This window comes from Microtetraspora fusca, assembly GCF_001570365.1.
Taxonomy (GTDB): domain Bacteria; phylum Actinomycetota; class Actinomycetes; order Streptosporangiales; family Streptosporangiaceae; genus Microtetraspora; species Microtetraspora fusca.
The window spans coordinates 46,201-67,683 of record NZ_BBYK01000054.1; the positions used below are offsets into that span (position 1 = coordinate 46,201).

20 protein-coding genes are annotated in these 21,483 nt (G+C 73.4%); 9 read left to right on the top strand and 11 right to left on the bottom strand.

All coding sequences use genetic code 11. The annotated features are described in order from the left end of the window. Positions 1-70: 70 nt before the first annotated feature. Together AWQ68_RS23630 and blaOXA are read right to left on the bottom strand one after the other, a co-directional pair. Positions 71-1,435 carry an MFS transporter gene (locus tag AWQ68_RS23630; protein ID WP_066943743.1) on the bottom strand — a complete coding sequence of 455 codons (1,365 nt, stop codon included), beginning with the start codon at positions 1,433-1,435 and terminating at the stop codon, positions 71-73. Between the two features lie 43 nt (positions 1,436-1,478). After that, positions 1,479-2,375 carry a class D beta-lactamase gene (blaOXA, locus tag AWQ68_RS23635; protein WP_066943744.1) on the bottom strand — a complete coding sequence of 299 codons (897 nt, stop codon included), beginning with the start codon at positions 2,373-2,375 and terminating at the stop codon, positions 1,479-1,481. A gap of 512 nt (positions 2,376-2,887) precedes the next feature. Here blaOXA and AWQ68_RS23640 point away from each other — a divergent pair. Next, on the top strand, positions 2,888-5,269 hold the full coding sequence (locus AWQ68_RS23640) for an ExeM/NucH family extracellular endonuclease (protein ID WP_066943746.1): 2,382 nt from the start codon (positions 2,888-2,890) through the stop codon (positions 5,267-5,269). 224 nt (positions 5,270-5,493) lie between these two features. Then, positions 5,494-6,015: a hypothetical protein gene (locus AWQ68_RS23645; RefSeq protein ID WP_066943749.1), complete on the top strand. Its 522-nt coding sequence runs from the start codon at positions 5,494-5,496 to the stop codon at positions 6,013-6,015. Between the two features lie 64 nt (positions 6,016-6,079). Here the strand turns inward: AWQ68_RS23645 and AWQ68_RS23650 are convergent, their stop codons facing one another. Continuing rightward, on the bottom strand, positions 6,080-7,558 hold the full coding sequence (locus AWQ68_RS23650; RefSeq protein WP_157545631.1) for an amidohydrolase family protein: 1,479 nt from the start codon (positions 7,556-7,558) through the stop codon (positions 6,080-6,082). Positions 7,559-7,871: 313 nt separating this feature from the next. Between AWQ68_RS23650 and AWQ68_RS23655 the strand changes: the two genes are divergently transcribed. The 7 genes from AWQ68_RS23655 (at position 7,872) to AWQ68_RS23685 (ending at position 13,788) form a co-directional block, all read left to right on the top strand. Beyond that, positions 7,872-8,291 (top strand): hypothetical protein, encoded by a 420-nt coding sequence (locus tag AWQ68_RS23655; RefSeq protein WP_066943751.1) that lies wholly within the window; start codon positions 7,872-7,874, stop codon positions 8,289-8,291. After that, positions 8,267-8,611, top strand: coding sequence for a hypothetical protein (locus AWQ68_RS23660; RefSeq protein ID WP_066943753.1), 345 nt, complete (start codon positions 8,267-8,269; stop codon positions 8,609-8,611). Before AWQ68_RS23655 ends, AWQ68_RS23660 begins: the two co-directional genes overlap by 25 nt. 166 nt (positions 8,612-8,777) lie before the next feature. Next, positions 8,778-9,536, top strand: coding sequence for a cytochrome c biogenesis protein CcsA (gene ccsA, locus AWQ68_RS23665; RefSeq protein ID WP_066943755.1), 759 nt, complete (start codon positions 8,778-8,780; stop codon positions 9,534-9,536). A 109-nt stretch (positions 9,537-9,645) separates the two neighbouring features. Beyond that, entirely contained in the window at positions 9,646-10,044 is a 399-nt protein-coding gene (locus AWQ68_RS23670) for a cytochrome c maturation protein CcmE (RefSeq protein WP_066943757.1), read from the top strand. Further along, positions 10,041-12,005 (top strand): heme lyase CcmF/NrfE family subunit, encoded by a 1,965-nt coding sequence (locus AWQ68_RS23675; protein WP_066943759.1) that lies wholly within the window; start codon positions 10,041-10,043, stop codon positions 12,003-12,005. Before AWQ68_RS23670 ends, AWQ68_RS23675 begins: the two co-directional genes overlap by 4 nt. Before the next feature lie 143 nt (positions 12,006-12,148). Further along, positions 12,149-12,688 (top strand): TlpA family protein disulfide reductase, encoded by a 540-nt coding sequence (locus tag AWQ68_RS23680; RefSeq protein WP_084464329.1) that lies wholly within the window; start codon positions 12,149-12,151, stop codon positions 12,686-12,688. Positions 12,689-12,831: 143 nt separating this feature from the next. Next, positions 12,832-13,788 carry a cytochrome c-type biogenesis protein CcmH gene (locus AWQ68_RS23685; protein WP_066943761.1) on the top strand — a complete coding sequence of 319 codons (957 nt, stop codon included), beginning with the start codon at positions 12,832-12,834 and terminating at the stop codon, positions 13,786-13,788. Between the two features lie 258 nt (positions 13,789-14,046). Here the strand turns inward: AWQ68_RS23685 and qcrB are convergent, their stop codons facing one another. The 8 genes from qcrB to ctaD are packed head-to-tail and all read right to left on the bottom strand — an operon-like array spanning position 14,047 to position 21,475. Further along, complete coding sequence (gene qcrB, locus AWQ68_RS23690) at positions 14,047-15,492, bottom strand: cytochrome bc1 complex cytochrome b subunit (protein WP_066943763.1); 1,446 nt, start codon at positions 15,490-15,492, stop codon at positions 14,047-14,049. Next, a complete protein-coding gene (locus AWQ68_RS23695; protein ID WP_066943764.1) occupies positions 15,489-16,346 on the bottom strand; it encodes a ubiquinol-cytochrome c reductase iron-sulfur subunit in 858 nt (285 codons plus the stop codon). The genes qcrB and AWQ68_RS23695 overlap by 4 nt, the downstream gene beginning before the upstream one ends. Next, positions 16,343-17,107, bottom strand: coding sequence for a cytochrome bc1 complex diheme cytochrome c subunit (qcrC, locus tag AWQ68_RS23700; protein ID WP_084464331.1), 765 nt, complete (start codon positions 17,105-17,107; stop codon positions 16,343-16,345). The genes AWQ68_RS23695 and qcrC overlap by 4 nt, the downstream gene beginning before the upstream one ends. A gap of 2 nt (positions 17,108-17,109) precedes the next feature. Then, positions 17,110-17,508 carry a c-type cytochrome gene (locus tag AWQ68_RS23705; protein WP_066943766.1) on the bottom strand — a complete coding sequence of 133 codons (399 nt, stop codon included), beginning with the start codon at positions 17,506-17,508 and terminating at the stop codon, positions 17,110-17,112. Further along, positions 17,505-18,428 (bottom strand): cytochrome c oxidase assembly protein, encoded by a 924-nt coding sequence (locus AWQ68_RS23710; RefSeq protein WP_066943768.1) that lies wholly within the window; start codon positions 18,426-18,428, stop codon positions 17,505-17,507. The genes AWQ68_RS23705 and AWQ68_RS23710 overlap by 4 nt, the downstream gene beginning before the upstream one ends. Next, positions 18,425-18,832 carry a hypothetical protein gene (locus AWQ68_RS43650; protein ID WP_169808978.1) on the bottom strand — a complete coding sequence of 136 codons (408 nt, stop codon included), beginning with the start codon at positions 18,830-18,832 and terminating at the stop codon, positions 18,425-18,427. The genes AWQ68_RS23710 and AWQ68_RS43650 overlap by 4 nt, the downstream gene beginning before the upstream one ends. Before the next feature lie 19 nt (positions 18,833-18,851). Further along, complete coding sequence (locus tag AWQ68_RS23720; protein WP_084464333.1) at positions 18,852-19,484, bottom strand: cytochrome c oxidase subunit 3; 633 nt, start codon at positions 19,482-19,484, stop codon at positions 18,852-18,854. Then, positions 19,481-21,475, bottom strand: a complete 1,995-nt coding sequence (gene ctaD / locus AWQ68_RS23725) for a cytochrome c oxidase subunit I (RefSeq protein WP_066943771.1) — start codon at positions 21,473-21,475, stop codon at positions 19,481-19,483. The genes AWQ68_RS23720 and ctaD overlap by 4 nt, the downstream gene beginning before the upstream one ends. Positions 21,476-21,483: the final 8 nt, after the last annotated feature.

Sequence of the window (21,483 nt, forward strand, 5' to 3'; positions counted from 1 at the left end):
TCGCTCATAAAGGAGCGCTACCAGTGTCGCCCGCAGGGCTCCGGCCTTCGGCTTCCGGCCGGGGAGCGTGTCAACGCGGAGACGGGGCGCGTGTCACTCGGGAGTGGGGGAGTCGCACGGCGGCGGCGGTGACCACAGCGACCAGGCCGAGACCGGCCAGGGCCGTCGCCGCTCCCCGGTTCCCGGCGTCGAAGAGCGCCCCGGCGGCGAAGCTCCCCGCCAGGGCGACCACGCCGGAAAGGAAGTTGAGGAGCCCGGAATAGGCCCCGAACCGTCCGGACGGCGCGCAGCGGGTGACGGTCTGGAACAGCGCCGCCTGCGTGAGGCCGGAGGCCAGTCCATGCAGTACGGCGGCCACCACCAGCACGGTGATCCGGCCGGCCCCGGCGGGCGGAATCGCGATCAGCATCAGGTAGCCGCCGCCCGCGCAGAGCAGCCCGCTTCTGAGCAGCCAGGGGCGCTCGCCCCGGCCGGCGGCGGCGCACCACGGCTGGATCGCGGCCGTGGTCACGGCCACCACCGAGAAGAACAGGGTCGTCGTGCCGGCGTCGACTCCCCTGAGCGGGACCACGGTCGCGACCTGGGAGGTGAGCAGCGTGATGGGGGCCGCTGCCAGAGCGAACAGGAGGAAACCCCGGTCCCGGAGCACCGCCGACACCCCGGCGACGATCCTCCGTACATCCGGCCGCGCCGCCCCGGTGCCCGTAGGCGGGGCCGCCTCCGCAACCGCCTCCATGTCCACATGTGAAGCGTCCCCATGTGAAGCGGTGTCCGTAGGTGAAGCCGGGCCGGGAGCGCGGCGGAGCAGCGTGAACAGCACGACGCCGACCGCCCACGCGCCCGCCGTCACCGCCGACAGCAGCCCGAACCCACCCGCCAGCAGGAGGAGGAGACCCACGGGCGGCCCCACCACGGCGCCGAGCTCGCCGCTGATCAGATAGGCGGCGAAGCCCCGGGAGCGGCGCGCCGGCGCCACCCCGGCGAGCAGGGACTGCGCGGCCGGGTGGAACAGCGCGCCGCCCACCGCCATGAGCACGGCCGCGCAGAGCAGTTCGCCGACTCCGCCGGTGACGCCCAGCAGTGCGAACGCCGCCATCCGCAGGGCACAGGCCAGGGCCCCCGCGCGCGCCGGGCCGATCACGTCGGTGAGCGCGCCGACGGGAAGGAACAGCATGTACTGCACCGCGACACGCACGCCGAGGACCGCGGTGACGGTCCCGGCGAGCATGCCGAGGTCGCGGTGCAGGTGCGCGACCAGGTGGGCCACCATCGCGTAGTAGCCGAGCGAGATGGCCAGGTTCGTCCCCACGACGATCGCGATCACACGGCGGTCGGGGACCGCCCGCCGCCCTTGGGGCGCGGGGGCGCGTGACGTCGCCGCGAGCCCGGTGGACGGGTGTCCGGGGGAGGCGGATTCCGTGCGCGGCGAGGTCATGGCAGCGGACTGTCTCATGGGTCGCGACGTCTGTCGAACCCGGTCAGGCCTTCGGGAGGACTCCGAGAGCCGTCAGCAGGTCGCGGGCGAGGGGGATCCGCTTCTCGGTGTCCTTGTCGGCGTTGACGTCGATGTTGAGCGCGAAGGTGTGGAGGCTGTCGCCGCGCTCGACCCAGCCCACCCACCAGCCGATGTTGGGCGTGGTCGACATGCCCCATCCGGTCTTGGCGAACAGCGCGTAGCCGTCCTTCTCCTCGACCTTCAGCAGTTCGCGCACCGTGAGTTGGTTGCGCTTCGACGCCGGGAGCTGCTGACGGGCCAGCCGGGAGAGGAAGCGCGTCTGCTCGATCGCCGAGATCTCAAGGGGGCCGTCGAGCCAGAAGCGATCCACGACGGGGCCGATCCGCCGGTTGCCGTAGTTCAGCCGGTTCACCCACTGGTTCTCCCGCTTGAGGCCGATCCGGCGGGCGAGCGTCTGGAACACCGGGACGTTGGACACCCGCACCGCGTCGCGCAGGTTCATGTCGTGCTCCCACTCGGGGAACGGCTGCGGCTGCCCGCCGTACGGGATCACCTCGTTCTCGTCCTTGACGGCCTTGGTCTCCAGGGCGATGAGGCTGTGCGGGATCTTGTACGTCGAGGCCGGGATCAGCCTCTTCCGCGCCCGCGCGGCGTCGACGACCGTGGTCCGCCCGCGCTTCACGTCGAAGAGCGCGAAGGTTCCGCGCACTCCCGCCTGGCGGAACAGCGCCTGCAGGTCGTCGCGGACGATCAGGCCGCCCTGGGCGACCCCTGGTGCGGCCGCGCTGTGGCCTGCCGTGTTCACGGCGTCGGTGGCGCCGTAAGCGGTGCTGCCGAACAGCGCGGAGGCGGTCAGGACGGCCGCGCCCAGCGCGGCGCGCAGCCGTGCCCCGGAAGCGAAGGTGGGGGAGTTCCGCATGACAAGCTCCTCACTTTGTCGATCTTCTGCGAGGAGCAGACCAGAACCGTCACATCATGTCCAATATCGATATCCCTTGACCGCCGATATCCATATGCGTATCAGGGCTGGCCGGAAGGGCCGCCGAAGGTGGGGTCGGGGTCTGATCCCGTACGACATCGACCGGACCGGCCCCGGCCAAGGTTCGTGCACACCGAGGTCGTCGCGAGCCGTTGGGACCTCTCGGTGCTCCGGAGCGTGCCTTGGAGCGGTCGCCGGAGCGGGGTTCGGTTTGGAGTTCCGGCGCCGGTTCGGCCGCGGCGTGAGAGAGATCGGCGTCCCGGGGAGAGGTGCCGAGATCGGCGATGGCCGTGGATCGGCGCGAAGCGAGGGGAAGGCCCGGCGGGCCGCCAGGTCATATGACGCCAGATCATGACGCCGGTCATCGACAGGAAGTGTCGATATTGCGAATTCACTAACTATCCATGCATTAGAGGCGATGTACGGATGGGTGGCGCTTTACCTTTTTGCCCATGCGTGCATTGCCCCGGGCACTCGCGATCATCGCGACCGCCGGCGTCACCGCCGGCACGATCGCCGCCCTTCCCTCAACTCCCGCCGTCGCGGCGCAGAGCACCGTCGTCATCAGCCAGGTGTACGGCGGAGGCGGAAACTCCGGCGCCCCCTTCACCAACGACTACATCGAACTCTTCAACCGCGGCGCCGCCCCCGTATCCGTTGACGGGTGGTCGGTGCAGTACACCAGCGCCAGCGGAACCGGGAACTTCTCCGCCAACAAGACGGCGCTGACCGGCACCCTGGCCCCCGGTCAGTACCACCTGGTCCAGCTCGCCGCGGGCACCACGCCCAGCGGGGCGCTGCCCACGCCCGACAACGTCGGCACCATCAACATGAGCGGTACGGCGGGCAAGGTGGCCCTGGTCAGCTCCGCCGACGGCCTGGCCTGCAACGGCTCCACCGCCCCCTGCACCGACGACCAGATGGCGCTCGTCGCCGACCTGGTCGGGTACGGCGCGGCGAACTTCTACAAGGGCAGCCCCGCGCCCGGTCTCACGAACGCCACCGCCGCGATCCGCAAGAACGGCGGCTGCGCCGACAGCGGCGACAACGGCGCCGACTTCGACGCCGGGGCCCCCGCTCCGCGCAACGCGGCCACGCCGCCCGCGCCGTGCGGCGGCGAGCCGTCCCCGTCGACCTCCCCCTCCGCCTCGCCGTCGAGCTCGCCCTCGGCCAGCCCGAGCCCCACAGCGAGCCCCACTCCGGAGGCGACGTGTGACACCCCGATCACACACCGGATCGCGCAGGTGCAGGGGAGCGGCGACGTCAGCCCGCTCGCCGGCACGGACGTCCGGGTCGAGGGCGTCGTCGTCGGCGCCTACCAGGGGGCCGGCCAGTTCGGCGGCTTCTACATCCAGGACCCGACGCCGGACGCGGACCCCGCCACGTCCGAGGGCCTGTTCGTGTACTCCTCGTCGCCGGTGAAGGTCGGTGACCGCGTGCGCGTCTCCGGCAAGGTCGTCGAGTACAACGGCCTGACCGAGATCTCGCCGGCCACCGCGGTCAACGTGTGCGGCACCGGCGTCATCACGCCGACCAAGGTGAAGCTGCCGCTCAAGAAGGGCGTCACCTTCGAGCGGTACGAGGGCATGCTCGTCACCTTCAAGGGCGACCTGGCGGCCTCCGAGATCTACAACCTCGGCCGGTTCGGCGAGATCACCCTCGCGGAGGGCGGCCGGCTGTGGCAGCCGACCGACCGCAAGAACGTGGACACCGAGAAGGACGCGCGGCGGACGATCCTGCTCGACGACGGGTTCAACGTCCAGAACCCGGCGACCCTGCCGTACCACTCGACCGGGTTGAACACCGTCCGGATCGGCGACCGGGTCAAGGATCTGACCGGTGTGCTCACCTACGGCTTCGACGCCTACCGGATCCAGCCCCTCCAGCCCTTCGAGTTCGAGCCGGCGAACCCGCGTCCCGTCCAGCCGGCGAAGGTCGGCGGCGACGTCCGGGTGGCGAGCCTCAACACGCTCAACTGGTTCACCACGCTGAAGTCCCGGGGCGCGACCACCGCGGCCGAGCGGGACAGGCAGCTCGCCAAGCTGGTCGCCAACATCACCGGGCTCGACCCCGACGTGGCCGGGCTGATGGAGGTCGAGCGCAACTCCGACGTGGCGCTGAACACCCTGGTCGACGCCCTCAACGCCAAGGCCGGCGCGGGTACGTACAAGGCGATCACCCACCCCAACCCGGGCACCGACCTGATCCAGACCGCGCTGATCTACAAGCCGGCCAAGGTCACCCCGGTGGGCCCGGCGCAGTCCTCCTCCGACCCGATCTTCAACCGGCCGCCGCTGGCCCAGACGTTCCGCAAGGCGCAGGGGAACGGCCAGACCTTCACCGTGCTGGTCAACCACTTCAAGTCCAAGGGCTGCAGCGACGTCGACGGTCCCGCCACCGGCGCCGACGCCGACCAGGGCGACGGCCAGAGCTGCTACAACGCCAAGCGGACCAAGCAGGCCCAGGCCTTGCTGTCCCTGATCGACAGCCTGAAGCTGCAGAACACGCTCGTCCTCGGCGACATCAACGCGTATGGCGAGGAGGACCCGATCCACACGCTGGAGGCGGGCGGACTGACCAGCCTGAGCAAGAAGTACGTCTCGGTGAAGGACCGCTACAGCTACGTCTTCGAGGGCCTCTCCGGCGAGCTCGACCACGCCCTGGCCGACAAGAAGCTGAGCAAGCTCGTGACCGGCGCCACCATCTGGCACATCAACAGCGACGAGGGCCGGTTCATGGACTACAACACCGAGTTCAACCCGCCGTACCTGTACGCGCCGGACGCCTACCGCTCCTCCGACCACGACCCGCTGCTGGTGGGCCTGAAGCTCTGACGGAGCGTTTCTCCCCGTGAGGCCCGGGGCGCGGCACACCCGTGCCGCGCCCCGCGGTTTCGGCGCAAGGATGCGGAACGCGGCTCGCCGTCGGCACGCGTACAGGCGCCTGCAAGCGGCGTGCAGGCGGTCGCCCGCTTCCCGAAAGCGGCGTGCAGGCGGGTGCGCCTATCACTGAGGTGCAACCCCGGCAGCACCCGTCCTCGAATGTGGGGGGAACCGAAATGCGTCGCTCCATCCGTAACCTGCTCGCTCTCTCCGCCGTCGGCGCGACCGTCGCCCTCGGTGTCCCGGCGGCCGCGACCGCCGCGAGCGCCTCCACCGCCACCACCGCCGGCGCGGCCTCCGCCTCCGCCGGCAACAACCCCTACTGGGGCCCGTACTGGTCGAAAGGCCGTTTCGCCAAGGCCAACGGCTACATCGACGTCTACTGGGACGACGACACCTCCAACAGCGTTCAGGTCACCGGCAAGCTGTGGGACCTCGACAGCCGCACCGAGCGCCAGGGCGGCAAGTGCGCGTACGTGAGGTTCCGCTTCCAGGACCTGGACGACGTGGACGACGTCTCGCCCAGCTTCAAGTCGTACAAGTACTGCGGGGCGGGCGGCTCCAAGAGCTTCAGCGTCCAGCGGTCCGACCTGCGGAGCGTCCAGGTCCAGGTCTGCCAGATCGGCCTGTACGGCAGGTACCCGACCAAGTGCGGCTACTGGTACTGGCTCGGCGGCGACCGCCTCTACGGCAACTGATCCCCTTCACGCACGCGCGGCCCGCCCCCTCGCTGGGGGCGGGCCGCGCGTGCGCTCGGCGGTGTCAGCGGCGGATCGCGCGGCCGGGCAGCGCGTCGAGGACCGGCTCGCCGTCGCGCACAACGTGCCGTCCGCCGACCAGCACGTGGGCGTAGCCGGTCGAGGGCCGGGTGCTGTCCGCGTAGGTGGCCTGGTCGCTGACGAGCTCGGGGGAGAAGACGACCAGGTCGGCGTCGCACCCCGTCTGCACCCGGCCCTTGCGCCGCATGGCGGGCACCGACTCCTCCAGCACCCGCGCGGGCAGCAGGCTGCACCGGCGCACCGCCTCGATCAGCGACAGGCGTCCCGTCTCCCGGACGTAGCGGCGCAGGACCTTGGAGAACGTGCCCGCCGTACGGGGATGGGTGACGGCCCGCGGCGGCAGCGGCCACGCCATCGGATCCGGCCGCTCGCCTCCCGTCCACGTCAGCGGCATCGCGTCGGAGCCGATCACGGTGTCCTCGCCGAGCAGCGCGCGGTCCATGACGGCCACGTCCGCCGGGACGTCCTCGTCGAGGAAATGGACGATCACCAGGCCGCCCGGGTCGGCGGCGCGCAGCTCGCGCAGCCGCGCCGCGTCGGCCACCCGTTCCCCTGTCGGGGCGTAGACGAGCGAGTCCGGCCGCATGCCCCTGTTGCCGAGCAGTTCGGGGGCGAGGAAGGTCGCGCCGATGCCGGTCATGCCCGCGCCGTACGGGTAGGCCTCGGTGGACACCCGTGCGCCCTCGGCGCGTACGTGCTCGATGAGGGCGAGCACCCGGTCGACCTGGCGCAGGGACGTGCTGTTGACGTGGCAGTAGTGCATGTGGGCCCCGGTGGCCGCCGCGGCGCGCGTCACCTCCGTCGCGCCGTCGATCGGGATGTCGGGCGTCTGCTCGACGAGGTCGCGGGCGTGCGTGTAGGTCGGCACGCCCGCCTCGGCCGCGAGCCCGGCCACGGCCAGGTACTCCTCGGGGGCCACCCGCGGGGCGTAGCCGACGAGCAGGCCGATCCCCAGCGCTCCGGCGGCGAGGTCGGCGCGGATCAGCTCGAACAGCGCGTCGAGCCGGCGCGGGGTCGCCTCGCGCTGCCAGGCGGGGTCGCCGAGGTGGCTCAGCCCCGCGGCGAGGCCGCCGCCGGGGGGAAGGTCGCCGACGGCCGTCATCCTGGCCTGCGCCCAGGAGGCGGAGAACCCGTAGTTGAGCGGTCGCCCCTCGGCGGCGGCCGCGTCGTAGGCCTCGCCGACCGGCGCGACGCCCGCCTCCAGGTCGAGGGCCGTGGTCACGCCGTCGAGCGCCTGGAGGCGGTGACCGGCGATGGTGTGGGAGTGGCTGTGCAGGTCGATCCAGCCCGGGGCGAGCACCAGTCCGGAGACGTCGAGCGTTTCGCGTCCCTGGAGCGGGCCGGGCGACACCGCCGTGATGGTCGCGCCGGTCACCCCCACGTTCGCGACCGCGTCGTGGCCGGTTTCCGGGTCGAGCACTCTGGCTCCCGCCAGCACCAGATCATGGGTCATGACCGTCATGCGGCGAGCCTAGGTACGGCCGGGCCGCCCGGCTTCGTCCGGAACACCGAAAAGGGGCGGGTCCTCTTGTCCGCCCGGCCCATCATGCCCCTGATCGGCGGCCGGGCGGCACGTACGGATCGTCGCCGAGAGTGAGCACCGCACCCGGAAGTCTCGGGCCGTCCGCCGCCGCGCGAGGCCCGGTCGCACCCATCGGTGGTGCTCTTCGGCCTCGCGTCGCCGCGCCTTTGGGGCCCGCCGCATCACCCCGGACCCGGCTCCCCGCGGCTGATTCCCGGATCTCCCGCTGTGCTGCAGATTGATCTCTTAAATAATGCCGATCCTGGCCGAGCCGGTCGACCTGGTCGTCGAGGGCTACTCGTCGGACACCGAGATCGAGAACCTCGACGCGTACCGCGCGGAGCTGCGTGAGACGCTCCACCTCCGGCCGGAGGCGCCGATCGTCCTCGTCTCGCACCACCTCAGCCACCCGTACAGCGCCTTTCCTCCCTCGCCGGTCGAGCGTGCGGCCGGGCTCGTGGTCGACGCGCAGGGCAGCCGCGTACGCGACCTCACCGAGGAGGTGGACCTGCCGCCGGGCGCCGGCGGGCACATGCTGGAGGTCGCCTCCTTCTATCGCTGCGAGCGCGGGCGGATCGAATGCCTGGCCAAGCAGCCTCTGGGACGGCGGCTGGGCCCGCCCGGCGGGCCTGGGCTGCTTCTACGCGCGTGGGCTGCGCGCTGTACGGGCTGATCGCCTGCCTCGGGCGGCAGAGCGCGTTCCGCTGGACGGACGACTTCCTCGGGCCGGAGCCCGACCGGGCCGAGATCGAGGCGGCCGTGCGCGACCTCCCCGACGACCTCGTCGCCGAGCGGCCCGCCGACCTCGCCGCCGCGATCGTCGAACTCCTGGAGGCCGGACGGGTGGTGGGCCTGCACCAGGGACGCAGCGAGTTGGGCCCGCGCGCGCTCGGTCGCCGCCCGCAACGTCAGCAGGCCTCCGGCACGCGGGCTCGGCTGCTCGACATAGCCCCTGATCATCTCGTCCTCCCCGCCTCCGGGAACGCGCCGTGACGCCGACGATCCACCCGCCCCCCGAACAGAGGGAACACGGCGTCCCGGACGCGGGTGACTCCCACCCGGGTCATTTCACGCCCACGGTTGGGCCGCCTCGGCGAGGCGCGCCGCGCCCGGAGGCGGAGCCCTGAATAGCCTCCCCGGGACTACTTCCTGTGAGGGGATGACGGTGTCTTCCAGGGACAAGGTGTCTTCCAGGGACAAGACGAACGCGGGCGGCGCGCACCGCCGCCGCCTGCTCGGGGCGGCCGCACTGATCGCCGCGGGCCTTGCCGCGCCGCTCGGCCTGCTCGCCGCTCCCACGGACGCGGTGCAGGGCGAGGCCCAGCGCCTGATGTACGTCCACGTGCCCGCGGTGCTCACCGCGTACGCCGCCTTCGCCGTCATGGTGGCGGCCAACGTGCTGTACCTGGCCCGCCGCGCCGAGCGGTGGGACCGGCTGGGCCGCGCGGCGGCCGAGCTGGGCGCCGGTCTCACCGCCCTCACCATCGCGCTGGGTGTCCTGTGGGCCCGGCCCGTGTGGGGCGTCTGGTGGACCTGGGACCCGCGCCTGGTCAGCACCGCGGCGATGCTGCTGCTGGCGCTCGGCTGCCTCGCCGTACGGGCCTGGCCCGGCGAGGCGGGCGCGGGGGCTCGCCGGGCGGCGCTGGCGGGACCGCTGGTGGCCGCCGCGATGCCGGTGGTCCACTTCTCCGTGTTGTGGTGGCGGACGCTGCACCAGCCGCCGTCGCTGCTCAAGCCGTCCGGGGCGGTGCCGATCGACCCGCCGATGCTCGTCGCGCTCCTCGCCGGGATCGCGGCCTTCCTGCTGGCCGGAGCCTGGGTGGTCGCGCGGCGGTACCGCTCTCTCGCCGCCGCGCTCGAGACCCCGACCCGGCCCCGCGAGGACGTGGAGCCCGCGCCCTTGAGGGCCGCGGCGTGACCGGCGTGACGGATGCGTCCGTCACGGGCGCGGGATGGGTGTGGGCGGGCTACCTGCTCACCGCCGTGACCTGGGGCTGCTACGCCGCCTGGTCCGGAAGGAGGCGGTCGTGAAGTTCGTGTCGTCGCGGCGCCTGCCGCTGCTGCTCGTCTTCTCCGCCGGGATCGCGCTCACGTGCCTGGCGGTCTCCGGGCTCGGGGACGGGCTCGTCTACTACCGGACGCCCAGCGAGATCGCGCAGAGCCACGCCGCCCTGGCCCGGCGCACCCGGGTCGGGGGAGTCGTCGTGCCGGGCTCGGTCCACCGCGAGGGGAGCGTGCTGCTCTTCCTGCTCTCCGACGGCACGGCCGTCCTGCGGGTCGCCTATCAGGGCGAGCGGCCACCGGTCTTCCGTGAGGGCCAGGGAGCGGTGGTCGAGGGCATCACCGGCCCGGACGGCCTCTTCCGCTCTGACCGCCTCATGGTGAAGCACTCCAACGAGTACCGAGCCGAGGCCGCCACCCCGTGAACTGCCTGCTCGGAACCCTCGCGCTCGCCCTGGGCGCGGCGGCGTCCGCGGTGGCCGCCCTCGCCTGGCCCCGCCCGGCGAGGCGCCGTACGGCCGTCGCGGCCACGGCGGCGGCGCTCGGCTGCGCGGCGGCCGCGTTCGCCGTGCTGGAGAACGCGCTGCTCACCCGCGACTTCGGGGTCGCCTTCGTGGCCGGGCACGGGGGCCGGGACGTCTCGCCGTACTACACGGTCACCAGCCTGTGGTCCGGGCTCGAAGGCTCGATGGTGCTGTGGCTGCTCGCGCTCGCCGGCTTCGCCTGGGCGGCCGGCCGCCAGCGGGGGGAGGACCCGCGGCGGCCGGTCGCGATGACGGTGATCACGCTGGTGTGCGGGTGCTTCTTCGCGCTCACCCTGCTGGCCGCGAACCCGTTCGAGCCGGCCGCCGCCGTACCCACTGACGGGCCCGGCCCGAACCCGCTGCTGCGCGGCCACCCGCTCATGGGGATCCACCCGCCGCTGCTCTACCTCGGGTACACCGGCCTCGTCGTGCCGTTCGCGTACGGCGTCGCCGGCCTGCTCACCGGGGACGGCGGGCGCGACGGAGTGCGGACCATACGGCGGTGGACCCTGCTCGCCTGGATCCCCCTGACCGCGGGCATCGTGCTCGGCGCCTGGTGGTCGTACGGCGTGCTCGGCTGGGGTGGTTACTGGGAGTGGGACCCGGTGGAGAACGCCTCGATCGTCCCGTGGTTCGTGACCACGGCGCTGCTGCACTCGCTGATGGTGCAGGAACGGCGCGGCGCGCTGCGGCGCTGGAACGTCTCGCTCGCGGTCGCCGCGTTCCTCCTCGTGCTGACCGGCACCTTCCTCACCCGCAGCGGGGCGGTGAGCAGCGTCCACTCCTTCACCGCCTCGGCCGTCGGCCCGGCGCTGCTCGGCCTGCTCACCGCGGCGCTGGTCGCCACCGGCGGGCTGCTCGCCCGGCACGCCGACCGGTCCGGCGCCGGGCCGGGGCTCAGGCCGGGTTTCTCCCGCGACCTGCTGTTCCTCGTCAACAACGTGCTGCTGACGACCCTCGCCTTCACGGTGCTCCTCGGCACGCTGGCCCCGCTCGTCGTGGAGGCCGTGCGGGGGACGCCGGTCACCGTCGGCCCGCCGTACTTCGACCGGATGGCGATCCCGCCCGCGCTGGCGCTGCTCGCGGCCATGGCCGCGGCCCCGCTGGTGCCCTGGGCGCGGGCGGACCGGCGCATCCTCGCCCGGCGGCTGCGCGTCCCCGTCGCGCTCGGCGCGCTGACCGTCACCCTGCTCGGCCTGACCGGCCGCCACCGGCCCCTGCCGCTGCTCGCCTTCGGCCTCGGGGCGTTCGCCCTGGCGGCGGTCGCGACCCGCGCGGCGGAGACGATCAAAAGCCGGGGCGGGACGACGCTCGCGCGCGGCGCGGTCCGCCGCCGTCTCGGCGGCCTGCTCGTCCACGCCGGGATCGCGCTGGCCGCCGTGGCCGTGACCGGCTCGTCCGCGTACGCGCAGGAGGGCCGGGCGCGGCTCGCGACGGGGCAGGTCCTCGACGTCGGCGGCTACCGGGTGCGCATGGAGGGCACCGAGGAGGTGCGGACCGGGGACAGCCTGACCGGTACGGCCCGGGTGAGCCTGTCGCATGACGGGTGGCCGCTGGGCGTGTTCCGGCCGTCGCTGGTGCTCTATCCGGCGAGCGGCGCCCCTCCCGTGGCGAACCCCGCCATCCGCACCGGCCCGTTCGACGACGTGTACCTCACGGTGACGGAGATCGACCCCGCCACGCGGTCGGCGGAGATCGGCGTCGCGGTGAACCCGCTGATGGTCCTCCTCTGGACGGCGGGCGGCCTGATCGTGGCGGGCGGCGTGGCCGCCGTACCGCAGGGCCGGAGGCGGCGGGCGGCCATTCCGCGTCCGCCGGACGGGGCGGCGACGACGGCGCGGGAGGAGGCCGGAACGCGATGAGCCGCACGCCGAGGGGCACGCGTACGGAGGATCGGGCCGGGGACGCGCGGGCGAAGGCCCGCACATCGCGAGCGGGGGCTCCGGCAGAGAACGCGCCGGCCGGATCCCGCGTTCGGGAGGGGGACGCGCCGAGGGGATCCCGCGTGGTGGGGGCCCTGCCCCGCGTGCGGCGGCTGCGCCCGGCCCTCGCCGTGGTACTGGCGACGATCCTCGCGGCCGTCCTCGCGTACGGCCTGGCCAGGAAGGGGAGCACGGACCCGGCCGTGATCCGGCGGACGCCGGACCTCGCGGGAAGCACCCTGGACGGGCGGGACTTCCGGCTCGCCGGGCTGCGCGGGCACGTCGTGCTGGTCAACGTCTGGGCCTCCTGGTGCGGCCCCTGCCGGGAGGAACTGCCGCTGCTGCTGGACACCGTGCGGCGATACGCCCCCCGGGGGCTGCGCGCGGTGGGCGTGGACACGCGCGACGGGCGGCCGGCGGCGCGGGCCTTCCTCGAGGAGTCCGGCGACGGCGGGTTCCCGCACCTGTTCGATCCGGACGGGCGGCTGGCGGTCGAGCTCGGCGCGTTCGGGGTGCCGGAGACCTTCCTGCTCGACCGGAACGGCGTGATCGTCCGCCGCCGCGTCGGCCCCCTCACCGAGGAGTGGATCGAGGCGAACGTCCTGCCGGAGCTGGCCGCGTGATCGCCGTCCGCCGCCGTGACCGCCCCGCCTCCGGACGCCGGCCAGCGTGCCCCACCCTGGGCCGTCCCGCACGCGGCCGTCGTCATCCTGGCCGCTCCGTTCTCGGCCGCCTCGCTCTCAGCCGTCCCAGGTTCGGGCGTCCCTTGACCGGCCGGAGCCTGGCCGCCCGTGTGGCGACCGGCGGCCTGGCCGTCCTGCTCGCGCTCGCGGCGCTGGCGGTGTGGCGGTCGGCGCAGCGGGAGCCGGCGGACCGCGCCACCGAGGTGGCCGAGATCGCCTCGGGGCTGCGCTGTCCCGACTGTGAGGGGCTGTCCGCCGCCGAGTCGTCCTCGACCATGGCCCGGGCCGTGCGCGAGGAGATCGGACGGCAGCTCGCCCAGGGGCACGATCCCGACCAGATCCGGCAGTTCTTCGCGAGCCGGTACGGCCCGGCGTTCCTGCTTTCGCCCCCGGTGTCGGGCGCGTCGGCGATCCTGTGGGCGCTGCCCGTGGTCGTGTTCGCCGTCGGCTGCGCGGCCGTCCTCGCGCTTCTCCTGCGCGGACGACGCCGCACCTGTTCCTTGCGCCGGGACCGGGAACGCGGTTCGCCCGCTCCTCGCCCGCGTCGCGCCGGGATCGCGCTGCCGGCCGCCGCCGTGGCCGCGGGCGTCCTCGCGCTGCTGCTGGCCCGGCCGGACGCGCGGGCGGCGCCACCGCCCGCACCGCGCGCGGACGGCCCCGCCGACCTCGTCTCCCTCGGCCGGACCCTCGACTCCATGGGTGACGCCGAGGGCGCCGTACGGGCCTACCGCGAGGCCGCCGCGCTGCTCCCGGAGGACCCGCGGATCCCGCGCCTCCTCGGGCTCGCCCTGCTGAAGGCGGGCCGTCCCGCCGAGGCCGTCGCGCTGCTGCGGCCCCTGCTCGCGCGCTCCCCGGACGACGACGAGCTGCTGCTCGTCCTCGGGGCCGCCGAACTCACCGCCGATCCGCCCGCCGGGCGGCGCACGCTCCGGCGCTTCCTCCGGCTCGCCCCGCCGGGCCACCCCGCCGTCGCGCGGGTGCGCCGGCTGCTCGCCGTACGGCACGACGGAACAGGAGCCGCTGGAGCCGCCACACCGTGACGGCCACGGCGAGGAGCAGCGCGGCGCGGGCCGCGCGGCGGGCGACGCCGCGTCCCGTGCGCCGGCTCCGGTGCGGCGCGTCCTGGATCGGGACCCCGGCATAGGACGTGGCGGCGCTGTGGCACGCCTCCTCCCGCTCCGCGTACGCCATGTTGGCGAGCAGTCGGACCTCGGGGAAGGAGCCGTGCGCCGGGCGCACGTACTCCCAGCGCCAGTAGCCGTCCGGCTGGCGCCAGACCTCGATGCGGTCGTCCCACCTCACGCGCCGGCCCCCTCCTCCCCGGACGCGGCGGGCCGTTCCGCCCCCGCCGCACGCCGCTCGCCGCCCTCCACATCGGGCGGCCGACGGCGGATCACGGCGGCGATCCGCCGCCACCGCAGGTCGAGCAGCGTCGCCTCCGGGTCCTCGCGCAGCGCCCGCGCCAGCACGTACGCCACGGCCCCGATCGCCACGGGGACGACCAGTACGACGATCCGCATCGTACGGACGATCCCGAAGACGGGGATCTGGAAATAGCGCGCCACCACGTCGTCCGAGGAGGCGAGCAGCAGCAGGCCGTAGAACGACGCGCCCCACGCCCAGGCGGCCACCCTGGCCGGGCTGTCCCGCGGCCGGTCGAGCACCTGGTGGCGGCCCCGGCCACGGGTGAGCCGCCGGTCCAGCCACGGCCACAGGTACAGCACGAGGAAGGTCAGCGCGGGCATGACCACGCCGGGCACGAACGGCGCCGGGACCAGATAGCCGAAGATCCGGAACTCGTACGGGGGATACAGCCGAAGCGCCCCCTCGACCCAGGCGAGGAACCAGTCCGGCTGCGCCGGGGAGGTGGCCCCGCTCGGCCGGAACGGGCCCCACACCCACACCGGGTTGATCTGGACCAGGCCGCCGAGCCCGAACGTGACGGCGAACACGGCGCACATCAGGGCCAGCGACCGGAAGCCGTACGTCGGCCACATCTTGGAGCCCACCACGTTGTCCTGGGTGCGGCCGGGGCCGGGGAAGTGCGTGTGCTTCTGCCGGATCAGGATCGCGAGGTGCGCGCCGATCAGGGCGGCGATCGCGCCGGGCAGCAGGAGCACGTGCAGGATGTAGAGCCGGGGGATGATCGACGTCCCGGGGAACCCGCCGCCGAAGAGCAGGAAGGCCGCCCACGGCCCGACCACCGGCACCGACAGCAGCGTCGCGGCGGCGATCCTGAGCCCGGTGCCGGACAGGAGGTCGTCGGGCACGGAATAGCCGGCGAAGCCGGTGGCGATCCCGAGGAGGAACATCGTCAGCCCGATCACCCAGTTGATCTCGCGCGGCTTGCGGAACGCGCCGGTGAGGAAGATCCGGGACAGGTGCGCGACGATCGCGGAGAGGAAGACGAGCGCCGACCAGTGGTGGGTCTGCCGCATGAGGAGGCCCGCCCGCACGTCCCAGCTCAGCGTCACGGCCGACGCGTACGCCGCGGACGCCCGCACCCCGCGCATCGGGCCGTACGCGCCGGTGTAGACGGTCTCGGCCGGGCTCGGTTCGAAGAACAACGTGAGGAAGACGCCCGTCGCGACCAGCGACACGAAGGAGTAGAGGGCGATCTCGCCCAGCATGAACGTCCAGTGGTCGGGGAAGACCTTGGCCAGCGTCTTCCTGGTCACGGACGCGATCCGCACTCTGCCGTCCAGCCACAACAGCACGCGGCGGACGGCCCATCTGGTGATCATGCCGACCTCCAGTAGCCCGGTCCGACCGGAGTGGGGAAGTCGCCCCGCGCGACCAGCACCCCCTCGGCGTTCACGCCGATCGGAAGCTGGGGGAGCGACCGCGCGGCGGGCCCGGCGACCGGCGAGGCGCCCTTCAGGACGTCGAACACCGACTGGTGGCACGGGCACACGAGCTGCTCGGCGGTCTGCACGTACAGCGCGACCGGGCAGCCCGCGTGCGTGCAGATCTTGGAGTAGGCGACGACGCCGTCCACCGTCCACGCCTTCCGCCCGCGCGGCAGCGCGAGCCGCGCCGGGTTGACGCGTAGCAGCACGGTCATGGCGTGGTCGTCCTTGAGGCGTCCCTCGGGGAACGCCGTCACGATCCCGCCGAGTGCGATGTCGGAGGGCCGCAGCGGCGCGCCGTCCGCGTTCACGAGCCGGACGCCGTCACGCCACGCGGTACGGCGGAGCGCCCGCCAGGGCGTGGGCCCGTGGAACAGCAGCGACCGGATCGGGAACACGAGCGCCACGCCGAGCGTGCCGAGGGCGAGCATGAGCATCCGGCGCGGCAGGGCCGCCCGGACGACCGGCTCCTGGTCCGCGTCCAACTCGGCGGTGAAGGCGCGCCGGGCCTCGGGAGGCGAGATCATCGCCTCCCGTTCCTCCACGTACGGCCCCTGCGGGAGCAGGCGTGCGGCCCACACGGCGAACCCGGCGGCCAGGCCGGCGAAGGCGAGGCACAGGGCGAGCCCGAGGAGCTGCGTCTGGTTCCCGAGGACGTAGACCGCGGCGAAGGAGACCGCGGCGAGCACGGTGAGCGCGAACGCCGCCGCGACGAGCCGCTCCGCGGTCCGGCGTCCCCGCCCGTTCATCGCGCCCGCTTTCCGAGCGCCCGGATGACGAGCAGCAGCACGCCCAGGCCGAGCACCCACGCCACGACGCCCTCGGTGACCGGGCCGACCCCGCCGAGCGGCCAGCCGCCCGCGCCGGACGTGCGCGGCAGCGTGCGGATGTACGCGATGACCGAGTTGAGCGCGCCGTCGCTGAGCGTCCCCCGGCCGAACTTCGGCATCGCCCCCGGCCCGAGTCGTACGGCCTCGGCGATCTGGACGGGCGCCGTCCCCGTCAGGGACGGGGCGTACCGCCCGGCGGGCAGCGCGCCGCCCTCGCCGGTGGAGGAGTGGCAGGCGGCGCAGTCGCGCAGGTAGATCGTCAGACCCTGCTGTACGTTCCCCTTGCCCACGGCCGGGATGGCGGGGCCGGGCCCGAACGAGGCGACGTAGGAGACCAGGGCGTCGATGTCCCGCCGGCCGAAGGCGGGAGGGCCGTGTCTCGGCAGCGCCCGCGGGTTCGGCAGCGGCATCCGGCCGGTGGAGAGCCAGAAGTCCGCGCTCGCCGCTCCCACGCCTTTCAGGCTCGGGCCGTACTGGGAGCCCTCGCCCCGCTGGCCGTGGCAGCTCGCGCAACTGATCCCGTACAGCTGCCGCCCCCGGACCATCGGCGACGGCGACGGCGCGGGAGCTGAAACCGCGGCCGGACGCGGACCCGCCGCGGGCGCGGCGAAGGAGAGCAGGGGCGCGGCGAGCAGTGGCACGGTGAGCAGGGGCGCGATGATCTGTCGCTGGGTCGGCACGGTCAGTCCAGGGTGAAGAGGTAGGCGGCGATGTCGCGCGCGTCCTGCTCGGTCACGCCGAGGTTCGGCATGGCCGTCCCCGGCTCGATCGCGGGCGGGTTGCGGATCCAGCGCTGCAGGTTCGGCCCGCTGTTCGGCAGCTCCCCGGCGATGTAGCCGCGCCGTCCGAAGGACGTGAGCGGCGGGCCCACGAGCGCGTCCCCCTCGACGCCGGGCACGGTGTGGCAGGAGGTGCAGCCGTACCGGCTGAGGAGGAGCCGCCCCTTCGCCGGGCTGCCGTCGGGCACCTCCGGCGGCGGCTCGCCGCCCGCGCCGCAGCCTCCGGCGCACGCCGCCAGCACCGCGAGCGCGACCGCGGCGATCACGCGGCGGCCGGGGACGGCGCCGCCCCGCCGCCTCATCGGCCGGCCTCCTCCGACGAGGACGCGGGCAGCGTCATGGCGTCGTTCCCCCTTTCCGCGGTCCCCATCCAGGCGAGGAAGAAGACCACGATCGCGGCGAAGTAGACGACGTCCGCCGGCACCCACATCACCAGGCCGGCGAGCTGCTGGTCGGCCAGCGGGTTCGCGCCGGACGCGGCCGCGGCCGCCGCCTGGGACGGGTACAGCGGAGCGGGCGCCAGCGTGAGGACGGCGCCGAGCGCCGCCGCCGGCAGCGCGGTGACGAACAGGTAGAGCGTCGCGACCGGCGGGCAGAGGCGGTGCCGGGTGGGGGTGACTGTGTGCCACCACAGGAGCCAGGCGGCGGCGAGGAAGCAGGCGTGCTCGGCCACGTGCACCGGCTCGACGTCGAGCGCGAGGTCGTAGGCGGCCGGAAGGTGCCAGATCCACAGCACCGCCGAATGGACCGCCCAGGCCGTGACCGGGAAGTAGAGCGGCCGCAGCACTGTGCGGCTCCGGTGCCGGAGGGCGGCGAGCCGGGCACGCCATCGCGGCGGCAGGACGAGCGGGAGCACCAGCCCGGGGGCTCCGGCCGCGAGGAGCGGCGCGGCCACGACCATGAGCAGCATGTGCTGCGCCATGTGCGCGGAGAACCGTTCGTCGGCCAGGTGGTCGAGCGGCGGCAGCAGCGCGGTGGCGAGCGCGAGCAGGCCGGCCGCGAAGGCGGCGACCCGCCACCGCCCGAGGCGCTTGGCGCCCGCCGCCGACAGCCGCATGACGTTTCGAGAGGGCCGCCCCGCCGGGACGGCAAGGGGCCGCCGTCCCGCGAAGACCCGCAGGCCGGCGAGGTAGCCGCCGGCCGCGACGACGATCCACGCGGTCACGGCGATCGCGTCCCAGCCCCAGGAGCCGGTGTCGTCGCCGTGCGCGAGCGCCGTCATGTCACGCACGGCTGGAACGTCGCCACCGCGCCTCCGCCGAAGAGGATTATCACCGCGGCCAGGCCGTCGAGCCAGAGGCCGATCTGGGCGGTGAAGCGGATCCGGTCGGTCTTCCACTCCGCCCATCCGCCCAGTTCCCGGGAGGACGTCCACCAGGCCGTGGCCAGCGCCGCCAGCGCGATCGCCGCGGGCAGCACCGTGGCGGTGATGACCACGGCGTGCAGCGACATCCCGGCGACGGCCGTGTGGCCGCTGTGGCAGACCAGCTCGACCAGCCCCCAGGCGGTGATCAGGTGGAGCGCCCAGGCGACGACGCCGCCGAGCACGCCGAACCACAGCAGCAGCCCGCGGAACCAGGACTTCCACGGCTGGGCCTCCTTGGCCGGGTGGGAGGTGCCGCTCATCGAGGTCACGCCCCCCCGCTCACAGCTTCGGACTGAGATAGATCGTGAACAGGATGAAGACCCACACGGCGTCCACGAAGTGCCAGTAGAACGCCACCAGCCGCACCCGTTCGTGGCGCTTGGCGCTGAACTTGCCGCGCAGCGCCGCCACGATCGTGAACAGGATCATCACCAGCCCCACGGCCACATGCGTCCCGTGGAAGCCGGTGATGCCGTAGAAGAGCGAGCCGTACACGTTCTCGCTCCAGGAGAACTTCTTGAACTTCTCCATGTACTCGCTGCCCTGCAGGCCGAGGAAGGTCGCGCCGAGCAGCAGGGTCAGCGCCAGGCCGCCCTTGAGCTGCCCGGTGCGGCCGTGCCGTACGGCCCAGTCGGCCCACAGCATGGGCCCGCTGCTGCTCACCAGCAGCGCGGTCATCACGAGGGGCTTGGTCAGCTCGGGGTTCTCGATGCCGCCGGGCGGCCACGGCCCCCGGGTGGAGAACCGGATGTAGAAGTACGAGGCGAGCACGCAGGCGAAGAGCATGCCCTCCGTGGTGACGAACATGACCATGCCCCACCAGGCCGGGGTCCGGCCGCTGGGCGGGACCCTGCGGTGCGGAGCGGCCCTCCGCTTGCTCGCGGCGGCCCTCTGGCCTCGCGTGACGCTCATGCGGACGCCTCCTCCCGCTCGCCTCCGGCCGAACCGCCGCCCTCGCCCTCGCCTCGCCGTTCGCCTCCGCCGGAGCTCCCGGGACGGTCCCTCGGCCACAGCCACCACATGAGGGAGAACCCGAAGACGGCCGCCCCCGCGATCGCCGCGAGGTATCCGCCGAGGAGCAGCGACGTGAACGCGATGAGGAGCCCGAACGCGGCCACGAACGGGACCGGCGTGTCCTCCGGCATCTCGACCCCGAGTTGCGGCTCGGCGTCGAGCTCGGTGGTGCGCAGCACGTCGTGGCCGTCGGCCTGCACGTGCAGCGGGGACCGGCTCTCCTCGTGGAACGAGTCCAGCGTCCGCTGGTCCCACAGCGGGTGCAGGCTGTACACGGTCGGGATGACGGCGAAGTCGTGCGTCGGCGGCGGAGAGGCGGTGGCCCACTCGAGCGTCTCGCCGCCCCAGGGGTCCGGCGGCGCCGGCGCCCCCCGCCGCAGGCTGTACAGCAGAGTGCTCAAGGTGACGAGCAGGCCCACGGCCAGCAGGTAGGCGCCGGCGGTGCTGAGCAGGTTCCACGCGTCCCACCCCAGCCCCGGGGAGAAGGTGTAGACGCGGCGCGGCATCCCGAGCAGCCCGGCGATGTGCATGGGAAAGAAGGTGAGGTTGAACCCGGCGAAGACCAGCCAGAACGACCAGAGCCCGGCCCGCACGCTCGTCGTCCGGCCGGTGAACTTCGGCCACCAGTAGAAGACGCCGCCGATGATGGGGAAGACCGCGCCGCCGAACAGCACGTAATGGAAGTGCGCGACGACGAAGTAGGAGTCGGTGCTCTGCTGGTCGAACGGCACGATGGCGAACATCACACCGGTGACCCCGCCCAGCACGAACACCAGGATGAAGCCCAGCGCCCACAGCATCGGGACGGCGAGCACGACCCGCCCGAGGAGCATCGTCCCCAGCCACGAGAAGATCTGGATCCCGGCCGGGATCGTGATGACGATGCTCGCCGCCGAGAAGAAGGTCATGGCGAGCTGCGGCAGCCCCACCGCGAACATGTGGTGGACCCACACGCCGAAGCTGATGATGCCGGTCGCCACCGTGGCCAGCACGATCACCGGGTACGCGGCGATGGGCCGCCGGGAGAACGTCGGCACGATCGCCGAGACGATGCCGAGCGCGGGCAGCACGATGATGTACACGTCCGGGTGGCCGAACAGCCAGAACAGGTGCTGCCACAGCAGCGCGTCCCCGCCGCCGGTGGGCACGAAGAACTTGGTGCCGAAGCGCCGGTCCAGGAACAGCATCGCGTTGGCGAGGTTCAGCGGCGGCAGCGCGAAGACCACCATGAACGAGGTCACCACCAGCGCCCACACGAACACCGGCACGCGGCTGAGCGTCATGCCCGGGGCGCGCAGCTTGAGCGCGGTCGCGATGAAGTTGATCCCCGACCCAGTGGTGGAGATGCCGAGGAACAGCAGCCCCAGGGAGTACACGTCCAGGTTGAGGTCGGGCGTGTAGCGGGCGCCGCTCAGCGGGACGTACGCGAACCAGCCGGCGTTCGGCGCGACCCCGAACAGCAGGCTGGAGAACATGAACAGGCCGGCCGCCGCGAACACCCAGTAGCCGAACGCGTTGAACCGCGGGAAGGCCATGTCGCGGGTGCCCAGCATGAGCGGCAGCAGGAAGTTGCCGAACCCGAACAGCATCGGCGTGGCGAAGAAGAAGATCATCGCCGTGCCGTGCAGGGAGAAGAGCTGGTCGTACACGCCCGGCGAGACCACCTTGCCCTCCGGGAGGGTGAGCTGGGTGCGCATTACCAGCGCCTCGATGCCGGCCAGGGTGAAGAACACCGCGGCGGTCACCATGTAGCGCCGGCCGATCCGCTTGTGGTCCACCGTGGTGATCCAGCCGCGCAGGCCGTGGCCCTCGGGCCAGTGGCGGGCCACCCGCTCGCCGGCCGCCTCCTCCGCCGCCCGGTACGCCCCCGCCGCGTCCGCGATGCTCATGGGCCCTC

What these genes read in the sequence shown, in the direction of transcription:
- AWQ68_RS23630 (WP_066943743.1), bottom strand. Translation starts at nt 1,435, where the DNA reads ATGACCTCGCCGCGCACGGAATCCGCCTCCCCCGGACACCCGTCCACC.
- blaOXA (WP_066943744.1), bottom strand. Translation starts at nt 2,375, where the DNA reads ATGCGGAACTCCCCCACCTTCGCTTCCGGGGCACGGCTGCGCGCCGCG.
- AWQ68_RS23640 (WP_066943746.1), top strand. Translation starts at nt 2,888, where the DNA reads ATGCGTGCATTGCCCCGGGCACTCGCGATCATCGCGACCGCCGGCGTC.
- AWQ68_RS23645 (WP_066943749.1), top strand. Translation starts at nt 5,494, where the DNA reads ATGCGTCGCTCCATCCGTAACCTGCTCGCTCTCTCCGCCGTCGGCGCG.
- AWQ68_RS23650 (WP_157545631.1), bottom strand. Translation starts at nt 7,558, where the DNA reads ATGACGGTCATGACCCATGATCTGGTGCTGGCGGGAGCCAGAGTGCTC.
- AWQ68_RS23655 (WP_066943751.1), top strand. Translation starts at nt 7,872, where the DNA reads ATGCCGATCCTGGCCGAGCCGGTCGACCTGGTCGTCGAGGGCTACTCG.
- ccsA (WP_066943755.1), top strand. Translation starts at nt 8,778, where the DNA reads ATGACGGTGTCTTCCAGGGACAAGGTGTCTTCCAGGGACAAGACGAAC.
- qcrB (WP_066943763.1), bottom strand. Translation starts at nt 15,492, where the DNA reads ATGATCACCAGATGGGCCGTCCGCCGCGTGCTGTTGTGGCTGGACGGC.
- AWQ68_RS23695 (WP_066943764.1), bottom strand. Translation starts at nt 16,346, where the DNA reads ATGAACGGGCGGGGACGCCGGACCGCGGAGCGGCTCGTCGCGGCGGCG.
- AWQ68_RS23705 (WP_066943766.1), bottom strand. Translation starts at nt 17,508, where the DNA reads ATGAGGCGGCGGGGCGGCGCCGTCCCCGGCCGCCGCGTGATCGCCGCG.
- AWQ68_RS23710 (WP_066943768.1), bottom strand. Translation starts at nt 18,428, where the DNA reads ATGACGGCGCTCGCGCACGGCGACGACACCGGCTCCTGGGGCTGGGAC.
- AWQ68_RS43650 (WP_169808978.1), bottom strand. Translation starts at nt 18,832, where the DNA reads ATGAGCGGCACCTCCCACCCGGCCAAGGAGGCCCAGCCGTGGAAGTCC.
- AWQ68_RS23720 (WP_084464333.1), bottom strand. Translation starts at nt 19,484, where the DNA reads ATGAGCGTCACGCGAGGCCAGAGGGCCGCCGCGAGCAAGCGGAGGGCC.
- ctaD (WP_066943771.1), bottom strand. Translation starts at nt 21,475, where the DNA reads ATGAGCATCGCGGACGCGGCGGGGGCGTACCGGGCGGCGGAGGAGGCG.